This is a genomic window from Salmonella sp. 2018103, from assembly GCF_026247685.1.
In the GTDB taxonomy this organism is placed as follows: domain Bacteria; phylum Pseudomonadota; class Gammaproteobacteria; order Enterobacterales; family Enterobacteriaceae; genus Salmonella; species Salmonella enterica.
On sequence record NZ_CP111029.1, the window covers coordinates 3,366,945 to 3,382,685 of the forward strand.

The window sequence follows — 15,741 nt, forward strand, 5'->3', positions numbered from 1 at the left end:
CATTATTAAAATTAATCAACGTTCAAAGGTGGAACGGGTCGCCCCTGACGTTGGTAAAACTCGGTTACGAAGCTCTCTAATTTACCCTCTTCAATAGCCTTGCGTAAACCCGCCATCAAACGCTGGTAGTAACGCAAGTTATGAATGGTATTGAGACGCGCACCTAATATTTCGTTGCAACGGTCGAGATGATGCAAGTAAGCGCGTGAATAATTGCGACAGGTGTAGCAATCGCACTCGGCGTCAAGCGGGCTGGTGTCGCTTTTATGCTTTGCATTACGAATCTTCACCACGCCGTCGGTCACAAACAGATGACCATTACGGGCATTTCGCGTTGGCATGACACAGTCAAACATATCAATACCGCGACGCACCCCTTCCACCAGATCTTCCGGTTTACCCACGCCCATCAGGTAACGCGGTTTGTCAGCCGGAATCTGCGGGCAAACGTGCTCCAGAATGCGGTGCATATCTGCTTTCGGCTCACCGACAGCCAAACCGCCGACAGCGTAGCCATCAAAGCCAATCTCTACCAGACCTTTCACCGAGATATCGCGTAAATCTTCGTAAACGCTGCCCTGAATGATGCCAAAAAGCGCATTCTTATTGCCAAGGCTATCAAAACGGTCGCGGCTACGCTTCGCCCAACGCAACGACATCTCCATCGAGCGTTTAGCATAGTCCCAGTCTGCCGGATACGGCGTACATTCATCAAAGATCATCACGATATCGGAACCGAGATCGTACTGGATCTCCATCGACTTTTCCGGATCGAGGAAAATCGGATCGCCGTTGATCGGGTTACGGAAGTGCACACCTTGCTCGGTAATCTTACGAATATCGCCGAGGCTGAAAACCTGGAAGCCGCCGGAATCGGTGAGAATCGGCCCTTTCCACTGCATAAAATCGTGCAGATCGCCATGCAGCTTCATGATTTCCTGACCCGGGCGCAGCCACAGGTGGAAAGTGTTGCCGAGAATAATCTGCGCGCCGGTCGCTTCCACTTCTTCCGGCGTCATGCCTTTCACGGTACCGTAAGTACCCACAGGCATAAAAGCAGGCGTTTCCACTACGCCACGATCAAACACCAGACGACCGCGACGCGCGCGACCATCGGTGGTATCTAACTCAAATTTCATTATCACTCCTGCGTCAGAAAAACAGTCCGACGTTTAACGACTCGCTACGGAATGATTCCATAGCTAATAAATTCCCGAAGGCGTCATCGGCGCAGCCAGTTTGGGGTCGACCAGCGCACAGCCACCGGAGCGTACACGCAGTACGTGAGGATGGCGAGCACTGCCCGGCGTCAAAATGGCAAGTGAGATAGCCTTCTTACGGACGCTCAGAAATAGCCTGCGGATTGTACGTGATAAACATCGCGTCCCCGTAGCTAAAAAAGCGATATTTTTGTTCTACCGCAGTCTTATAGGCATTCATGGTGTGTTGATAACCGGCAAATGCGGAAACCAGCATAATCAACGTCGATTCCGGCAGATGGAAGTTGGTGATCAGCGCATCAATCACTTTGTATTGATAACCTGGATAAATAAAGATTTGCGTATCGCCGAAGAATGGCTCAATCAAATCGCTTTTTGCCGCCTGCGCCGCGCTTTCCAGCGAGCGTACCGAGGTGGTGCCGACCGCAATCACGCGGTTGCCGCGCGCTTTCGCCGCCAGCACCGCGTCGACCACCTCTTGCGGCACCTCAGCATATTCGGAGTGCATGATGTGATCTTCAATGGTATCGACACGCACTGGCTGGAAAGTGCCCGCGCCTACGTGTAGCGTAACAAACGCCATTTCGACACCTTTCTCACGAAGCGCCGCCAGCAGCGGCTCATCAAAGTGCAGCCCGGCGGTCGGCGCGGCGACGGCGCCCGGTTTTTCACTGTAGACCGTCTGGTACAGTTCGCGGTCGGCGTCCTCGTCCGGACGGTCGATGTACGGCGGCAACGGCATATGGCCGATGGCGTTGAGAATATCCAGCACCGGACGCGGGTCATTAAACTCAACTTCAAACAGAGCGCCGTGACGCGCGGTCATGGTCGCGTGAATACTTTCGTCGTCGCCCAGCAGCAGTTCCGTACCCGGTTTTGGCGCTTTAGAAGCGCGAATATGCGCCAGGATGCGTTTATCATCGAGCATACGTTCGACCAGCACTTCTATCTTGCCGCCGCTGGCTTTACGGCCAAAGAGCCGCGCCGGGATCACGCGGGTATTATTGAAGACCAGCAAATCGCCAGGGTTGAGCTTATCGAGCAGATCGGTGAAAGTACCGTGCGTCAGCGCGCCCGTCGGCCCCTCTAATGACAGCAAACGGCAGCGACTGCGTTCCGGCTGTGGGTAGTGGGCAATCAGGGATTCGGGTAGTTCAAAGGAAAAATCGGTAACGCGCATGACTCTGACTCAGACTAAAATAAGAGGCGGGTAGTCTAGTGCCGGGGCGTTCCCGCTGCAACCGTTACCCGCTTTTTGGACAGAGAATCAATAATGAATTTTCTTGCTCACCTGCATCTGGCGCACCTTGCCGACAGCTCGCTTTCCGGTAATCTGCTGGCCGATTTTGTCCGCGGTAACCCGGCAACACATTATCCTCCTGACGTGGTAGAGGGTATTTATATGCATCGGCGTATTGACGTCATGACCGACAACCTGCCGGAAGTTCGTGAGGCGCGAGAGTGGTTCCGCCATGAAACGCGGCGCGTGGCGCCCATTACGCTGGACGTCATGTGGGATCATTTTTTATCGCGCCACTGGACGCAAATCTCTCCTGATTTTCCACTTCAGGCGTTTGTCGGCTACGCCCATGCGCAGGTCGCGACGATTCTGCCCGACTCCCCGCCGCGCTTTGTCAACCTGAATGATTATCTTTGGTCAGAAAAATGGTTAGAGCGGTATCGCGATATGGATTTCATTCAAAACGTGCTGAATGGCATGGCGAATCGCCGTCCCCGGCTGGATGCCTTGCGTGATTCCTGGTACGATCTGGACGCGCACTACGACGCGTTAGAAGAGCGCTTCTGGCATTTTTATCCGCGTATGATGGCACAGGCCGCCCGCAAAGCGCTGTGACGGCCTGATAGCGAGGGCGTGCGTCAGATCCGCCGTTGGCAGAAAGATGGTTCGCTGTCATAAAGGGGTCATCATTACGATTTATAATGACCCGATCGATAGGCAAAAGCTGTCTCATTGATTGTCAAGACCGCATTGTTTTGTCGCTTCGCCCTCCCTATACTGCCCGCGTTGCGTTCTAAAACCCTTAATATTGCAGGAGAATTATTATGGTATTGGTTACTCGTCAGGCCCCGGATTTCACCGCTGCGGCGGTACTGGGTAGCGGTGAGATTGTTGATAAATTCAACTTCAAACAGCACACCAATGGTAAAACAACCGTTCTGTTCTTCTGGCCGATGGACTTCACTTTTGTTTGCCCGTCTGAGCTGATCGCCTTCGATAAACGTTATGAAGAATTCCAGAAGCGCGGCGTTGAAGTGGTCGGCGTTTCTTTCGACTCTGAGTTCGTCCACAACGCATGGCGTAACACCCCTGTCGATAAAGGCGGCATTGGCCCGGTGAAATACGCAATGGTTGCTGACGTGAAGCGTGAAATTCAGAAAGCTTACGGTATCGAACATCCGGACGAAGGCGTTGCGCTGCGCGGCTCTTTCCTGATTGACGCTAACGGTATTGTTCGCCACCAGGTCGTAAACGATCTGCCGCTGGGTCGTAACATCGACGAAATGCTGCGTATGGTCGACGCGCTGCAGTTCCACGAAGAGCACGGCGATGTCTGCCCGGCGCAGTGGGAAAAAGGCAAAGAAGGCATGAACGCCTCTCCGGACGGCGTGGCTAAATACCTGGCTGAGAACATTTCCAGCCTGTAAGTCAGTGCATTGATAAAAGGCTCGCCATCGCGAGCCTTTTTTATGCGTGAGGTGTTACGAACCACCTCGCCTCAACGATTCATCCATACCGTCGCGGAAATCGCGGGTAAACTAAGTCTTCCCTTGCGGATGTCACCGCTCCCCGTTTTACATTGCCATCCGGCCACGTTCAGCAACGGCAACGCTTCCAGCACTACTTCACAGGCCTCGCCCCGGTTAATCGCCACCAGCGCCCGCTGCTGCTGATAAACTCGCACGAATACCACTACGTCACCTTCGGCATACAGCGCCTGGCATCCGCCACGACGCAGCGCCAGACTGCGCTGACGCAGTTTCGCCATACGCTGGTACAGCGCCAGCAAGTTGCCGTCCTGCTTGCGTTCATCCCACGGGAACGGTTTGCGGCACATGGGGTCATTTGCACCGTCCACGCCGACTTCATCGCCGTAATAAATACATGGCACGCCGGGCCAGGTAAACAGCCAGACCACCGCCAGCGGCAGGCGCGCCGCGTCTTTACCGAGCAAGGTTTTAAAGCGCGCAGTATCATGGCTGTCGAGTTGATTAAACATGCGTAGTTGTTGCTGATGTGACAGCCCGGCGCGGTAGTTATCCATCCACGCGATACAGGTCCGGGCATCGATATGCTGTGGTTCGTAAGCGATATCAGTATTGGCGAGAAATCCCCACAGCGGGAAGGTGAAGCCGCGATAATTCATGGCGGCATCTTCCGCATCGGCCTGTAGCCACTGCCGCGCATCGCCGAAATGTTCCCCCACAATATAGGCTTCAGGCTGCGCCTCTTTTGCCGCCCGGGTAATGCCGGCAACGTGCTGCAAATTATGGCGCGCCCCGCCCGCCTCGCCCAGCATATGTACGACATCCAGCCGCCAGCCGTCCATATTCCACGGAGCCTTTAGCCAGTGACGAACGATACTGTCCTCACCGCGATAGATCTCATCCACCAGCGTTTCTGATTGATAATCGAGTTTCGGCAGGCTCGGATAACCCAGCCAGTCCAGCGCCACGCCTTGTGGTGAAAAGGAGTACCAGTCGCGCCACGGCGAGTCCGGGTGATGGCACGCGCCGCCAGTGCTGCGGTTATGCCTGTCAAACCACGCATGCGAGTCGCCACTATGATTAAACACGCCATCCAGCACCAGTCTCATGCCCTGCGCCTGGGTTTCACGCCGCAGGCGTAGCAGTGCCCGATCGCCGCCAAATTGCGGATCGACATGGCGATAATCTTCCGTGTCGTACTTATGGACGCTCGGCGCGGTAAATACCGGATTCAGATATAGCGCTGTGGCGCCCAGTTTTTTCAGATACGGCAGCTTCTCACAAATGCCATTCAGACAGCCGCCGTAAAAGGTGGAACCGCCCGCCTGGGGAGTTAAAGGATCGTCCCAGTCGCGCAGCACAATCTCCTGACCCGCGGCATGGTGGTAGTACACCCGGTCCTGATCGGCTTCACGCGTCGCGCTGCGGGCAAAACGATCCGGGAAGATCTGATAAAAAATTTGATCGGCGACCCACTGCGGGCCGCTATCCGGCGCATCAACCGCAAATTGTTCCAGACGCGCAGGCGGAAAACGGCTAAATCCCTGTGGCGTAAACCAAAGCTGGCGGTCGTGCCAAAGCAATTTAAAGCTGTAACGGCGACGTGGCTGCCCTAACGCGATATTGAGCGTCGCTCGCCACGCCGTCACGCCCGGCTGCGGCTGGCGGCGCTGTTTGCGCATCGCCAGTGAGATTTCTTCATTATCGAATTCTGAGCGCAACGTCACGCGAGACGGCGGATTTTCTCCGCTCAGCCACAGCGTAATGGTTAATTTATCGTTATGTTGCTTCACAAATGGGGCAACCGGTAGGTGCCAGGCATTCAACATCTCGTATCCCCTCTACTGAAAATGGGGCCACCTTGCCATAGAGATTTAAAGGATAACTCATCATCCTGGGGTTTATTAGGGGAGGAGACTCCAGGAGGAGAAGCGGCTCCGCTTATCCGGCCTGCCGTTGCCTGCAGACCGGATAAGGCAGAGAAAAACGACTACGCCTGCGCCAATTGACGGTCGCGACGGCGTTTAAATATCCAGCCAATCAACAGCAGAACTATCCAGGCGAAGCCCACATACAGTGAGATGCGGGTATCCGGATGGTAGCCGATAAGCGCAATAATGAAGACCAGGAAAATCAGCCCAGCTATCGTCGTTACGACACCGCCCGGCACCTTAAACTTCAGCGCTTTTACCTCTTCCGGCGGTAAACGACGGCGGAAGGCGATTTGCGACAGCAGGATCATAATCCATACCCATACCGTCGCAAACGTCGCCAGCGAGGCAATCACCAGGAAGACGTTTTCCGGCATGATGTAGTTCAGGTAAACCGCAAACAGCAGCGCAATCGTCATCACCAGCACAGTGACCCACGGAATACCACGGCGTGACGTTTTGGCAAAGACTTTCGGCGCGCTCCCCTGCTCCGCCATACCATGCAGCATACGGCCTACACCAAACACATCAGAATTGATAGCGGAAAGCGAGGCGGTCAATACCACAAAGTTCAGAATGCTGGCGGCAAAGGTAATCCCCATATGCTGGAACGTCAGCACAAATGGGCTGCCGTTTGTGCCGACCTGATTCCACGGATAGATAGACATAATGACGAACAGCGTGCCGACATAAAATACCAGGATACGCATCGGTACTGAGTTAATGGCGCGCGGAATGGATTTCTCCGGGTCTTTCGCTTCCCCGGCGGTGATACCGATAATCTCAATCCCGCCGTAAGCGAACATCACCATTTGCAGCGACATGATCATTCCCAGCCAGCCATTGCTGAAGAAGCCGCCGTTGCTCCACAGGTTATGAATGCCGGTCGGCTGCCCGCCGTTGCCAATTCCCCACACAATGATGCCGATACCCGCGACAATCATGATAATAATGGTGGCGACTTTGAAGAAGGAGAACCAAAACTCCAGCTCGCCGAACACCTTGACGCTCATCAGGTTGATGGCGCAAATGATCAGCACCACGCTAAGCACCCAAATCCAGTGCGGCACGGCGGGGAACCAGACCCCCATATAAATGCCGAACGCGGTCACGTCGGCAATGGCGACGATCAGGATCTCAAAACAGTAGGTCCAGCCGGTAATATAGCCCGCAAGCGGGCCGAGGTTTTCCTGCGCATAGCGCGAAAATGAGCTGGCGGCAGGGTTGTGAACGGACATTTCCCCCAATGCGCGCATAATGATATATGCCGCGACCCCGCCAATAATATAGGCCAACAGCACGCTCGGCCCCGCCATTTTGATGGCGTCCGCCGAGCCGTAAAACAGGCCGGTGCCGATTGCCGAACCTAATGCCATAAAGCGAATGTGCCGGGTGCTCAGCCCACGCTTTAGCTTATTATTGCTTTCCATCAATTTCTGACCTATCAACACAATAAAAAACCACGGGGCGTTAAGCCCCGTGGTGTACACATATGTCAGCGATTTTAGTGAGCGCTGGAGGTCACCTGCCGACCCGCCGCGCGATCCCAGATAATCGCCAGGATCACCATCACCACCGTTGGCATCAACCACGCCAGTCCCTGTTCCGCCAGCGGCAAACGCTGACTCCAGGCTGGCAGCATATCGCCAAAGGCAGATGCTTTGATGCCGTCAAGGATACCAAAAAGCAGACTGATAAACATGGCCGGCGCGATGATGCGGGTGGAATTATGCCACCATGAGCGGGTAAAACTTAATACAACCAGTGCGATACACGGCGGATAGATAGCCGTCAGCACCGGAATGGAGATTTGAATCAGATGGCTCAGTCCAAGGTTTGACACCACCATAGAGAAGCCGCCGAGAATAAAGACCAGCGTGCGGTAAGACAGCGGAATATACTGCGCGAAAAACTCAGCGCAGGCGCAGGTCAGCCCCACCGCCGTCACCAGACACGCGATAAAGATCAGCGCCGCCAGCAGGAAGCTTCCCGCGCCGCCAAAGGTATGCTGAACGTAGGCATGAAGAATCGCCGCGCCGTTCGCTGACTGATCGACCAGCGTCGCGCTATCAGAACCTAAGCGGAACAAGGCAAGGTAAAGCAGCGTCAGCCCCACACCCGCCATCAGGCCGGCCCAGACCGTGTAACGCGTCAACAGGCGCGCTTCGGTAACGCCGCGAGAACGCGCCGCGTTCACAATAACGATACCAAACACCATCGCGCCCAGCGTATCCATCGTCAGATAGCCGTTCACAAATCCGTTAGAAAAGGCCGCATTCTGATAAGCGTCCAGGGCGTTGCTGATTGGACCGGCAGGCCAAACGATAGCCGCGACGGAAAGGATGACCAGCGCAATAATTTTCAACGGCGCCAGGAAATTCCCTACCGTATCCAGCAGCTTACCCGGATAGAGGGAAACCAGAATAACGATAGCGAAATAGACCACGCTGTAAATCAGCAACGGCATTGCAGAATCGCCGGTCAACGGAGCGATACCGACTTCAAACGACACCGTCGCGGTACGCGGCGTCGCAAATAACGGCCCGACGGCCAGATAGCAAACGGTCGCCAGCAGGAGTCCCGCCACTTTACCAATCGGCGTACTGAGGCTGTCTACCCCGCCGCCGACTTTCGCCAGCGCCACAACAGTAAGAACCGGTAGCCCCACGGCGGTAATCAGAAAGCCAATAGCGGCTGTCCAGACGTGTTCACCCGCCTGCAAACCGACCATAGGAGGAAAGATAATATTGCCTGCGCCAACGAACAGCGCAAATGTCATAAAGCCCAGGGCGATGATATCGCGCGATTTTAACTGATGGGTCATAAAGTCTTACTGCCTGTGGATGGTGATGTTGTAAACATTAAAATTTTTGCCTTTCCCGGAGGATTATAAAGCGGCGTTTTTTATCAATTTCAGCGGGAAAAGCTCCCGGACCGATGCGGCGAAGAATTGTTTTTCGATTTACCGCGCAAATGCAGTCGTAATGACAGCACCTGAAGCGCAATTTAAACGCTTATAACGTTTTAAAGCAAGGTGGGATCTAAAAACCAGATGAATATAGCGATATGAAATTTACAACCAGAATAAAACACCATTCTCATGAAAAAGTTATGGCTAATCATGCGAACAAAAAATCACCAAACGTTGAATGTTTCAACGAGCCCGTCTTAACTGCAAAGAAAATAAGCCAGCATCCGCTGGCTTATGGAAAGTTATACTTACGAAAGGCAATTAATCGCTATTTTTGGCAATTAAACGTTCCGGCAGCACAAAGCTAAATCGCGTTCCTTTGCCAGGCGAACTGTCGATTTCAAGGCGGCTTTCATGGTGATTCAACGCATGTTTCACAATCGCCAATCCCAGGCCGCTGCCGCCCGTTTGCCGCGAACGCGCTTTATCGACGCGGTAGAAGCGTTCGGTCAGACGAGGAATATGCTCGGCAGCAATCCCCGGACCGTTATCTTGAATGCAAAATTCAGCGCCATGCGCGGCACGTCGCCAGCTCACCGTAATATGCGTTCCCGCCGGCGTATGGTTTACCGCGTTATACACCAGGTTTGAGATCGCGCTACGTAGCTGCTCTTCATTGCCCAGAACGCTAAGACTATCGTCGACCTCAAACGTAAAGGTATGTTTCTGCTGGCTGAGCGTCTGCGCTTCACGCTCCACGACCCGCAGCATCATCGGTACATCCACTTTTTCATTTAATAACAGCGCCGGGGCTGCCTCAATTTTAGACAGCGTAAGCAGTTGTTTTACCAGCCCTTCCATACGATACGTTTGCTCGCGCATCGTATGCAGCGCTTTTTCTCGCGTTGCCCCTTCCAGCGCCTGTTCCTGCATCATTTCCAGATAGCCTTGCAATACCGTCAAGGGCGTACGCAACTCATGGCTAACGTTGGCGAAAAAGTTACGTCTGGCGCCTTCAAGCTGATGCATTTGCGTCACATCGCGCGCCACCATCAGGAGTTGTTTATCGGTATAAGGCATGACGCGGATCTCCAGGTGCCGCCCGGTATTGAGCACCAAATGAAGCGGACGGGTGAAATCACGCGTTTTTAAATACTGGGTAAACTCCGGATAACGCAGTAGATTGAGAATATTCTGCCCGTTGTCATCCGGCCAGCGTAGCCCCAGTATCTGTTGCGCCAAACCGTTACACCAAAAAATGCCGCCCTCTTCTGTGGTCAGTACCACGGCATCAGGCAGCGACTCCGCGCCGCTGCGAAAACGTTTAATCAGGTTCCCCAGCTCGCGGCGACGCTTCTTATTTCGCAACTGCATCTGGTGTAAACCGTATAACAGCGGTTCCCAACTTCCCCGTCCCGGCGGCGGCGTCATACTTCTGTCGACCCAAAGCCACCAGGAGAGGCGTAATAAATTCCAGAAATGCCAGACAAGCAGTCCCGTCACCGCCGCCAGTAAAAACCACGGCAGATAACCAAAAAAAGCGCTAAGGATAAGCGCGGGGATGCAACAGAGCACCAGCTCCAGCACCAGCCTTTTCCATGACAGCCGTTCCAGCACGCGTCATACTCCCTCAAGAATGGAAAGCCTTCCCCGCCAGAAACCTGTGTTCTACTGGCGGAAAAGGCATTAAAAGCGGGTCGAAAAACGATACCCTGTCCCGCGTACCGTTTGCACCATCCGGTCGTGGCCGCTGTGCTCCAGCGCCTTACGCAAACGGCGAATATGCACGTCGACCGTCCGGTCTTCAACGTACACATTGGTGCCCCAGACATGATTGAGTAGCTGTTCGCGGCTGTAAACCCGTTCCGGGTGCGTCATAAAGAAATGGAGTAATTTAAATTCGGTCGGCCCCATATCCAGCGGGCTGTCGCCGGTCATCACGCGGTGAGATCCAGGATCAAGGCTCAGTCCCTGCATCTCGATCACCTCTTCGACCGCCATCGGCGAAATACGCCGCATAACGGCTTTAATGCGCGCCACCAACTCCTTGGGGGAAAACGGCTTGGTAATGTAATCGTCAGCGCCGGTTTCCAGCCCGCGCACGCGATCTTCTTCCTCACCTCTCGCGGTCAGCATAACCACAGGAATATCCCGGGTCATGGCTTCACGTTTGAGATGTTTAATAAACTGTAACCCTGACCCGCCGGGCAACATCCAGTCAAGAAGGATGAGATCCGGCCAGGGTTCATTAAGTTTATTCACCGCACTGTCATAATCTTCGGCTTCTACGGGCTGAAAGCCATTTTGTTCGAGCACGAAGCACACCATTTCACGGATCGGCGCCTCATCTTCTACGACCAGAATACGTCTCGCCATAATTTGCCCTGTTAGTCGTTAGTTATCAATGCCGCGCCATTATGCGTCAGATTTATGACAGATTTATGAAAAAAAAAAGGCGGCATTGACAGCATGTTGATGATTTATGACACCGGTGAAACCGTGCATTACCGTGTACCGGCGGTAAATTGCGCCCAAAAATGGAGGGGATGACGTGTATAATCCCGTTCACGCTTTTTTTGCATGGAACAATTATGCGCATCCTCCACACCTCTGACTGGCATCTGGGACAAAATTTCTACAGTAAAAGCCGCGCCGCGGAGCATCAGGCTTTTCTGGACTGGCTGCTGGAGGCCTCGCAGGCCCATCAGGTGGATGCCATTATTGTCGCTGGCGATATTTTTGATACCGGTTCGCCGCCAAGCTATGCCCGAGAACTTTATAACCGTTTCGTCGTTAATTTACAGCAAACGGGCTGTCATCTGGTGGTGCTGGCCGGTAATCATGATTCCGTCGCCACACTAAACGAGTCACGCGACATTCTGGCGTTTCTCAATACAACCGTGATCGCCAGCGCGGGCTATGCGCCGCAGCTACTTCATCGTCGCGACGGTTCTCCAGGCGCCGTACTGTGCCCCATTCCCTTTTTGCGCCCGCGCGACATTCTTACCAGTCAGGCGGGATTATCCGGCAGCGAGAAACAGCAGCAACTTCTTCATGCGATTGCCGATTATTATCAACAGCAATATCGGGAAGCGTGCCAGCTACGCGGCGAACGAAAGCTGCCGGTTATCGCGACGGGGCATTTAACCACCGTCGGCGCCAGCAAAAGCGATGCGGTTCGCGACATTTATATCGGTACGCTGGATGCCTTTCCGGCGCAGCATTTCCCCCCAGCGGATTATATCGCATTGGGACACATTCACCGCGCGCAATGTGTCGGCGGCACAGAGCATATCCGCTATTGCGGCTCACCCATCGCCCTCAGCTTTGATGAGTGCGGCAAAAGCAAATGCGTGCATCTGGTGACCTTCGAGCAGGGGAAATGGCAAAGTACCGAAAGTCTGGCTGTCCCCGTGACTCAACCGCTGGCGGTTTTAAAAGGCGACCTGGCGTCAATTACCGAACAGCTTGAGCAGTGGCGCGGCGTGGAGCAATCACCCCCCGTCTGGCTGGATATTGAAATCACCACCGATGATTATCTGCACGATATCCAACGCAGAATACAGACGCTAACGGAGTCGCTACCCGTAGAGGTATTACTGGTGCGCCGTAGCCGCGAACAGCGCGAGCGCTCGCTGGCGAACGAGCGGCGGGAAACATTAAGCGAGCTTAGCGTGGAGGAGGTTTTTGCGCGGCGTCTGGCGCTGGAAGCGTTAGATCCCCCGCAGCGCGAGCGCCTGAATCAGCTCTTTTCCAGCACGCTCTACGCGTTGAATGAGGAGCATGAGGCATGAAAATTCTCAGTTTGCGTCTGAAAAACCTGAACTCGCTGAAAGGTGAATGGAAGGTCGACTTTACCGCCGAACCGTTTGCCAGTAACGGGTTATTCGCCATTACCGGCCCGACCGGCGCGGGAAAAACCACCTTACTTGACGCCATCTGCCTGGCGTTGTACCACGAAACGCCGCGCCTGAATACGGTATCGCAGTCGCAAAACGATTTGATGACGCGCGATACGGCGGAATGTCTGGCCGAAGTGGAGTTTGAGGTAAAAGGCGAGGCCTGGCGCGCGTTCTGGAGCCAGAACCGAGCCCGAAATCAGCCTGACGGCAATCTCCAGGCCCCACGCGTGGAGCTGGCGCGGTGTTCAGACGGAAAGATCTTTGCCGATAAGGTAAAGGATAAACTGGAGATGATCGCCACGTTGACCGGGCTGGACTACGGGCGCTTCACCCGTTCGATGTTGTTATCACAGGGGCAGTTCGCCGCCTTTCTTAACGCCAAAGCGAAAGAGCGCGCAGAGCTTCTGGAGGAGCTCACCGGCACTGAGATTTACGGGCAGATCTCCGCACAGGTATTTGAAAAACATAAATCAGCCCGTCTCGAACTGGAAAAGCTACAAGCGCAGGCCAGCGGCGTCGCCCTATTGGCGGACGAACAGTTACAGCAACTGGAAGCCAGTTTGCAGGCGCTTACTGACGAAGAGAAACGCCTGCTGGCCGACCAGCAGGGACAGCAGCAGCACCTTCACTGGCTGACCCGAAAAAACGAGCTCCACACTGAATTACACGCCCGACAGCAGGCGCTGTACGCGGCACAAGAGGCGCGAGAAAAAGCGCAGCCGCAGCTCGCGGCGTTGACTCTGGCGCAACCCGCTCGCCAGTTGCGCCCGCATTGGGAGCGCATTCAGGAACAAACCCGCGCCGTTGAGCGTGTTCGCCAGCACAGTGATGAAGTGAATGCTCGCTTACAAAGCGCGTATCGCCTGCGCCAGCGTATCCGCGCCTGCGCGCATCGACAATTCACGCAACTGAACGCCACAGGGCAGCGGTTGAAGACATGGCTGGCGGAACACGACGGCATCCGCGTCTGGCGCAGCGAACTGGCGGGTTGGCGAGCATTGTTAACACAACAATCCCACGACCGGGCGCAACTGAGCCAATGGCAACAGCAGTTGCTGAGCGATACGCGTCAGCGTGATGCGCTACCGCCGCTCACGCTCGACCTCACGCCACAGGCGCTAGCGGAAGCCAGAGCATTGCATACCCGGCAGCGTCCGCTACGCCATCGTCTCGCCGCGCTTCAGGGGCAAATTGTCCCGAAACAAAAGCGTCAGGCGCAGCTACAGGCAGCTATCGCGCGTCATCATCAGGAGCAGGCGCAATACACCCAACGTCTGGCGGATAAGCGCGTGAGTTATAAGACTAAAGCGCAGGAGCTTGCGGACGTTCGCACTATTTGCGAGCAGGAGGCGCGCATCAAAGATCTGGAAAGCCAGCGGGCGCACTTACAGTCCGGCCAGCCGTGTCCGCTTTGCGGCTCGACGACACACCCCGCCATCGCCGCCTATCAGGCGCTGGAGCTGAGCGCGAATCAAACCCGCCGCGACGCGCTGGAAAAAGAGGTCAAAACGCTGGCGGAAGAAGGCGCGGCGCTGCGAGGACAGTTAGATGCCTTAACGCAACAATTACAGCGGGATGAAAGCGAGGCGCAGTCGTTGTTACAGGAGGAGCAAGCGCTTACTGAGGAATGGCAAACGCTGTGCGCTACGCTGGGCGTTCAGCTCCAGCCGCAAGAAGACCTCGCGGGCTGGTTGACCGCCGCGGAAGAGCATGAGCAACAGTTGGATCAGCTCAGCCAGCGTCATGCTCTACAAACGCAAATCGCGGCGCATACTGAACAAGTAGCGCGCTTTACCGCGCAGATTGCGCAGCGTCAGGCCTCGCTGACGGCTGATTTGGCGCAGTATACGCTTTCCCTTCCTGCGCCAGAAAACGAGGCTTCGTGGCTGAATGAGCGCGCCGACGAAGCGAAAATATGGCAACAGCGTCAGACAGAGTTCGCGGATTTGCAAACGCAGATCGACAGGCTTGCCCCGTTGCTGGAGACGCTACCGCAAACGGATACCGCGGATTCCGACGACGACGTGCCGCTGGATAACTGGCGGCAGGCGCATGATGAGTGCGTGTCATTACAAAGCCAGTTGCAAACCCTGCAGGAACAGACGACGCAGGAACAGCAGCGCGCCGCCGAGGCGATAGCGCACTTTGATGCGGCGTTAAAAAATAGCCCGTTTGACAGCCAGGCAACGTTCCTGGCGGCGTTGTTGGATGAAGAGACCGTGACCCGTCTGGAAAAACAACAACAAACGCTGGAAAGTCAGCTACAACAAGCGAAGGCGTTAAGCGCGCAGTCCGCGCAGGCGCTGGCTGACCATGAGCAACAGCCGCCCGCCGGTCTGGACCCAACGTGTACGGCGGAGCAGCTCGCGCAGCGGCTGACGCAGTTGGCGCAACAACTGCGCGAGAACACGACACGCCAGGGGGAAATCCGCCAGCAAATTAAACAGGATGCAGATAATCGGCAGCGCCAACGCGCGCTGATGGCGGAAATGAAGCAAGCCTCTCAGCAAGTGGAAGACTGGGGCTATCTCAATGCGCTGATCGGATCTAAAGAAGGTGATAAGTTCCGCAAATTCGCCCAGGGACTGACGCTGGATAATCTGGTCTGGCTGGCGAATCATCAGCTCACCCGCCTGCATGGCCGTTATTTATTGCAGCGCAAAGCCAGCGACGCGCTGGAACTGGAGGTTGTCGATACCTGGCAGGCCGACGCCGTGCGCGATACGCGAACGTTATCAGGCGGCGAAAGTTTCCTGGTCAGCCTGGCGCTGGCGCTGGCGTTATCAGATTTGGTCAGCCATAAAACGCGCATTGATTCTTTGTTCCTCGACGAAGGCTTCGGCACGCTTGATAGCGAAACGCTGGACGCCGCGCTGGATGCGCTCGACGCGCTGAATGCCAGCGGGAAGACCATCGGTGTGATTAGCCACGTGGAAGCCATGAAAGAACGTATCCCCGTGCAGATAAAAGTGAAAAAAATCAATGGGCTTGGTTATAGCAAACTGGACAAAGCGTTTGCCGTGGAGTAACACGAGTGTCATCCTGCGCAC

At 55.1% G+C, this 15,741-nt stretch carries 11 protein-coding genes; 4 read left to right on the top strand and 7 right to left on the bottom strand.

All coding sequences use genetic code 11. The features are described 5' to 3' along the window. Window positions 1-11: 11 nt before the first annotated feature. Both tgt and queA read right to left on the bottom strand, forming a co-directional pair. Complete coding sequence (gene tgt / locus OLG56_RS16430; protein ID WP_000667305.1) at window positions 12-1,139, bottom strand: tRNA guanosine(34) transglycosylase Tgt; 1,128 nt, start codon at window positions 1,137-1,139, stop codon at window positions 12-14. 196 nt (window positions 1,140-1,335) lie between these two features. Continuing rightward, window positions 1,336-2,400, bottom strand: coding sequence for a tRNA preQ1(34) S-adenosylmethionine ribosyltransferase-isomerase QueA (queA, locus tag OLG56_RS16435; protein ID WP_001266530.1), 1,065 nt, complete (start codon window positions 2,398-2,400; stop codon window positions 1,336-1,338). A gap of 93 nt (window positions 2,401-2,493) precedes the next feature. Between queA and acpH the strand changes: the two genes are divergently transcribed. Together acpH and OLG56_RS16445 are read left to right on the top strand one after the other, a co-directional pair. Continuing rightward, window positions 2,494-3,075, top strand: coding sequence for an ACP phosphodiesterase (gene acpH / locus OLG56_RS16440; protein ID WP_001009858.1), 582 nt, complete (start codon window positions 2,494-2,496; stop codon window positions 3,073-3,075). A 209-nt stretch (window positions 3,076-3,284) separates the two neighbouring features. Beyond that, window positions 3,285-3,887 (top strand): peroxiredoxin, encoded by a 603-nt coding sequence (locus OLG56_RS16445; RefSeq protein ID WP_000244731.1) that lies wholly within the window; start codon window positions 3,285-3,287, stop codon window positions 3,885-3,887. Window positions 3,888-3,958: 71 nt separating this feature from the next. Here the strand turns inward: OLG56_RS16445 and malZ are convergent, their stop codons facing one another. The 5 genes from malZ to phoB form a co-directional block, all read right to left on the bottom strand. Then, window positions 3,959-5,776, bottom strand: coding sequence for a maltodextrin glucosidase (malZ, locus tag OLG56_RS16450; protein WP_061377232.1), 1,818 nt, complete (start codon window positions 5,774-5,776; stop codon window positions 3,959-3,961). A gap of 161 nt (window positions 5,777-5,937) precedes the next feature. Continuing rightward, entirely contained in the window at window positions 5,938-7,308 is a 1,371-nt protein-coding gene (gene proY, locus OLG56_RS16455; RefSeq protein ID WP_001555879.1) for a proline-specific permease ProY, read from the bottom strand. Between the two features lie 74 nt (window positions 7,309-7,382). Further along, complete coding sequence (gene brnQ, locus OLG56_RS16460) at window positions 7,383-8,702, bottom strand: branched-chain amino acid transporter carrier protein BrnQ (protein ID WP_000149625.1); 1,320 nt, start codon at window positions 8,700-8,702, stop codon at window positions 7,383-7,385. Between the two features lie 408 nt (window positions 8,703-9,110). After that, window positions 9,111-10,406, bottom strand: a complete 1,296-nt coding sequence (phoR, locus tag OLG56_RS16465) for a phosphate regulon sensor histidine kinase PhoR (RefSeq protein WP_000893642.1) — start codon at window positions 10,404-10,406, stop codon at window positions 9,111-9,113. Between the two features lie 69 nt (window positions 10,407-10,475). Further along, a complete protein-coding gene (gene phoB / locus OLG56_RS16470) occupies window positions 10,476-11,165 on the bottom strand; it encodes a phosphate response regulator transcription factor PhoB (RefSeq protein ID WP_000113921.1) in 690 nt (229 codons plus the stop codon). Between the two features lie 215 nt (window positions 11,166-11,380). On the opposite strand from phoB, the gene sbcD reads away from it, so the two are divergent. Together sbcD and sbcC are read left to right on the top strand one after the other, a co-directional pair. Continuing rightward, entirely contained in the window at window positions 11,381-12,583 is a 1,203-nt protein-coding gene (sbcD, locus tag OLG56_RS16475; protein ID WP_061377233.1) for an exonuclease subunit SbcD, read from the top strand. Further along, on the top strand, window positions 12,580-15,720 hold the full coding sequence (gene sbcC, locus OLG56_RS16480) for an exonuclease subunit SbcC (protein WP_061377234.1): 3,141 nt from the start codon (window positions 12,580-12,582) through the stop codon (window positions 15,718-15,720). Before sbcD ends, sbcC begins: the two co-directional genes overlap by 4 nt. The last annotated feature ends 21 nt before the right edge of the window (window positions 15,721-15,741 follow it).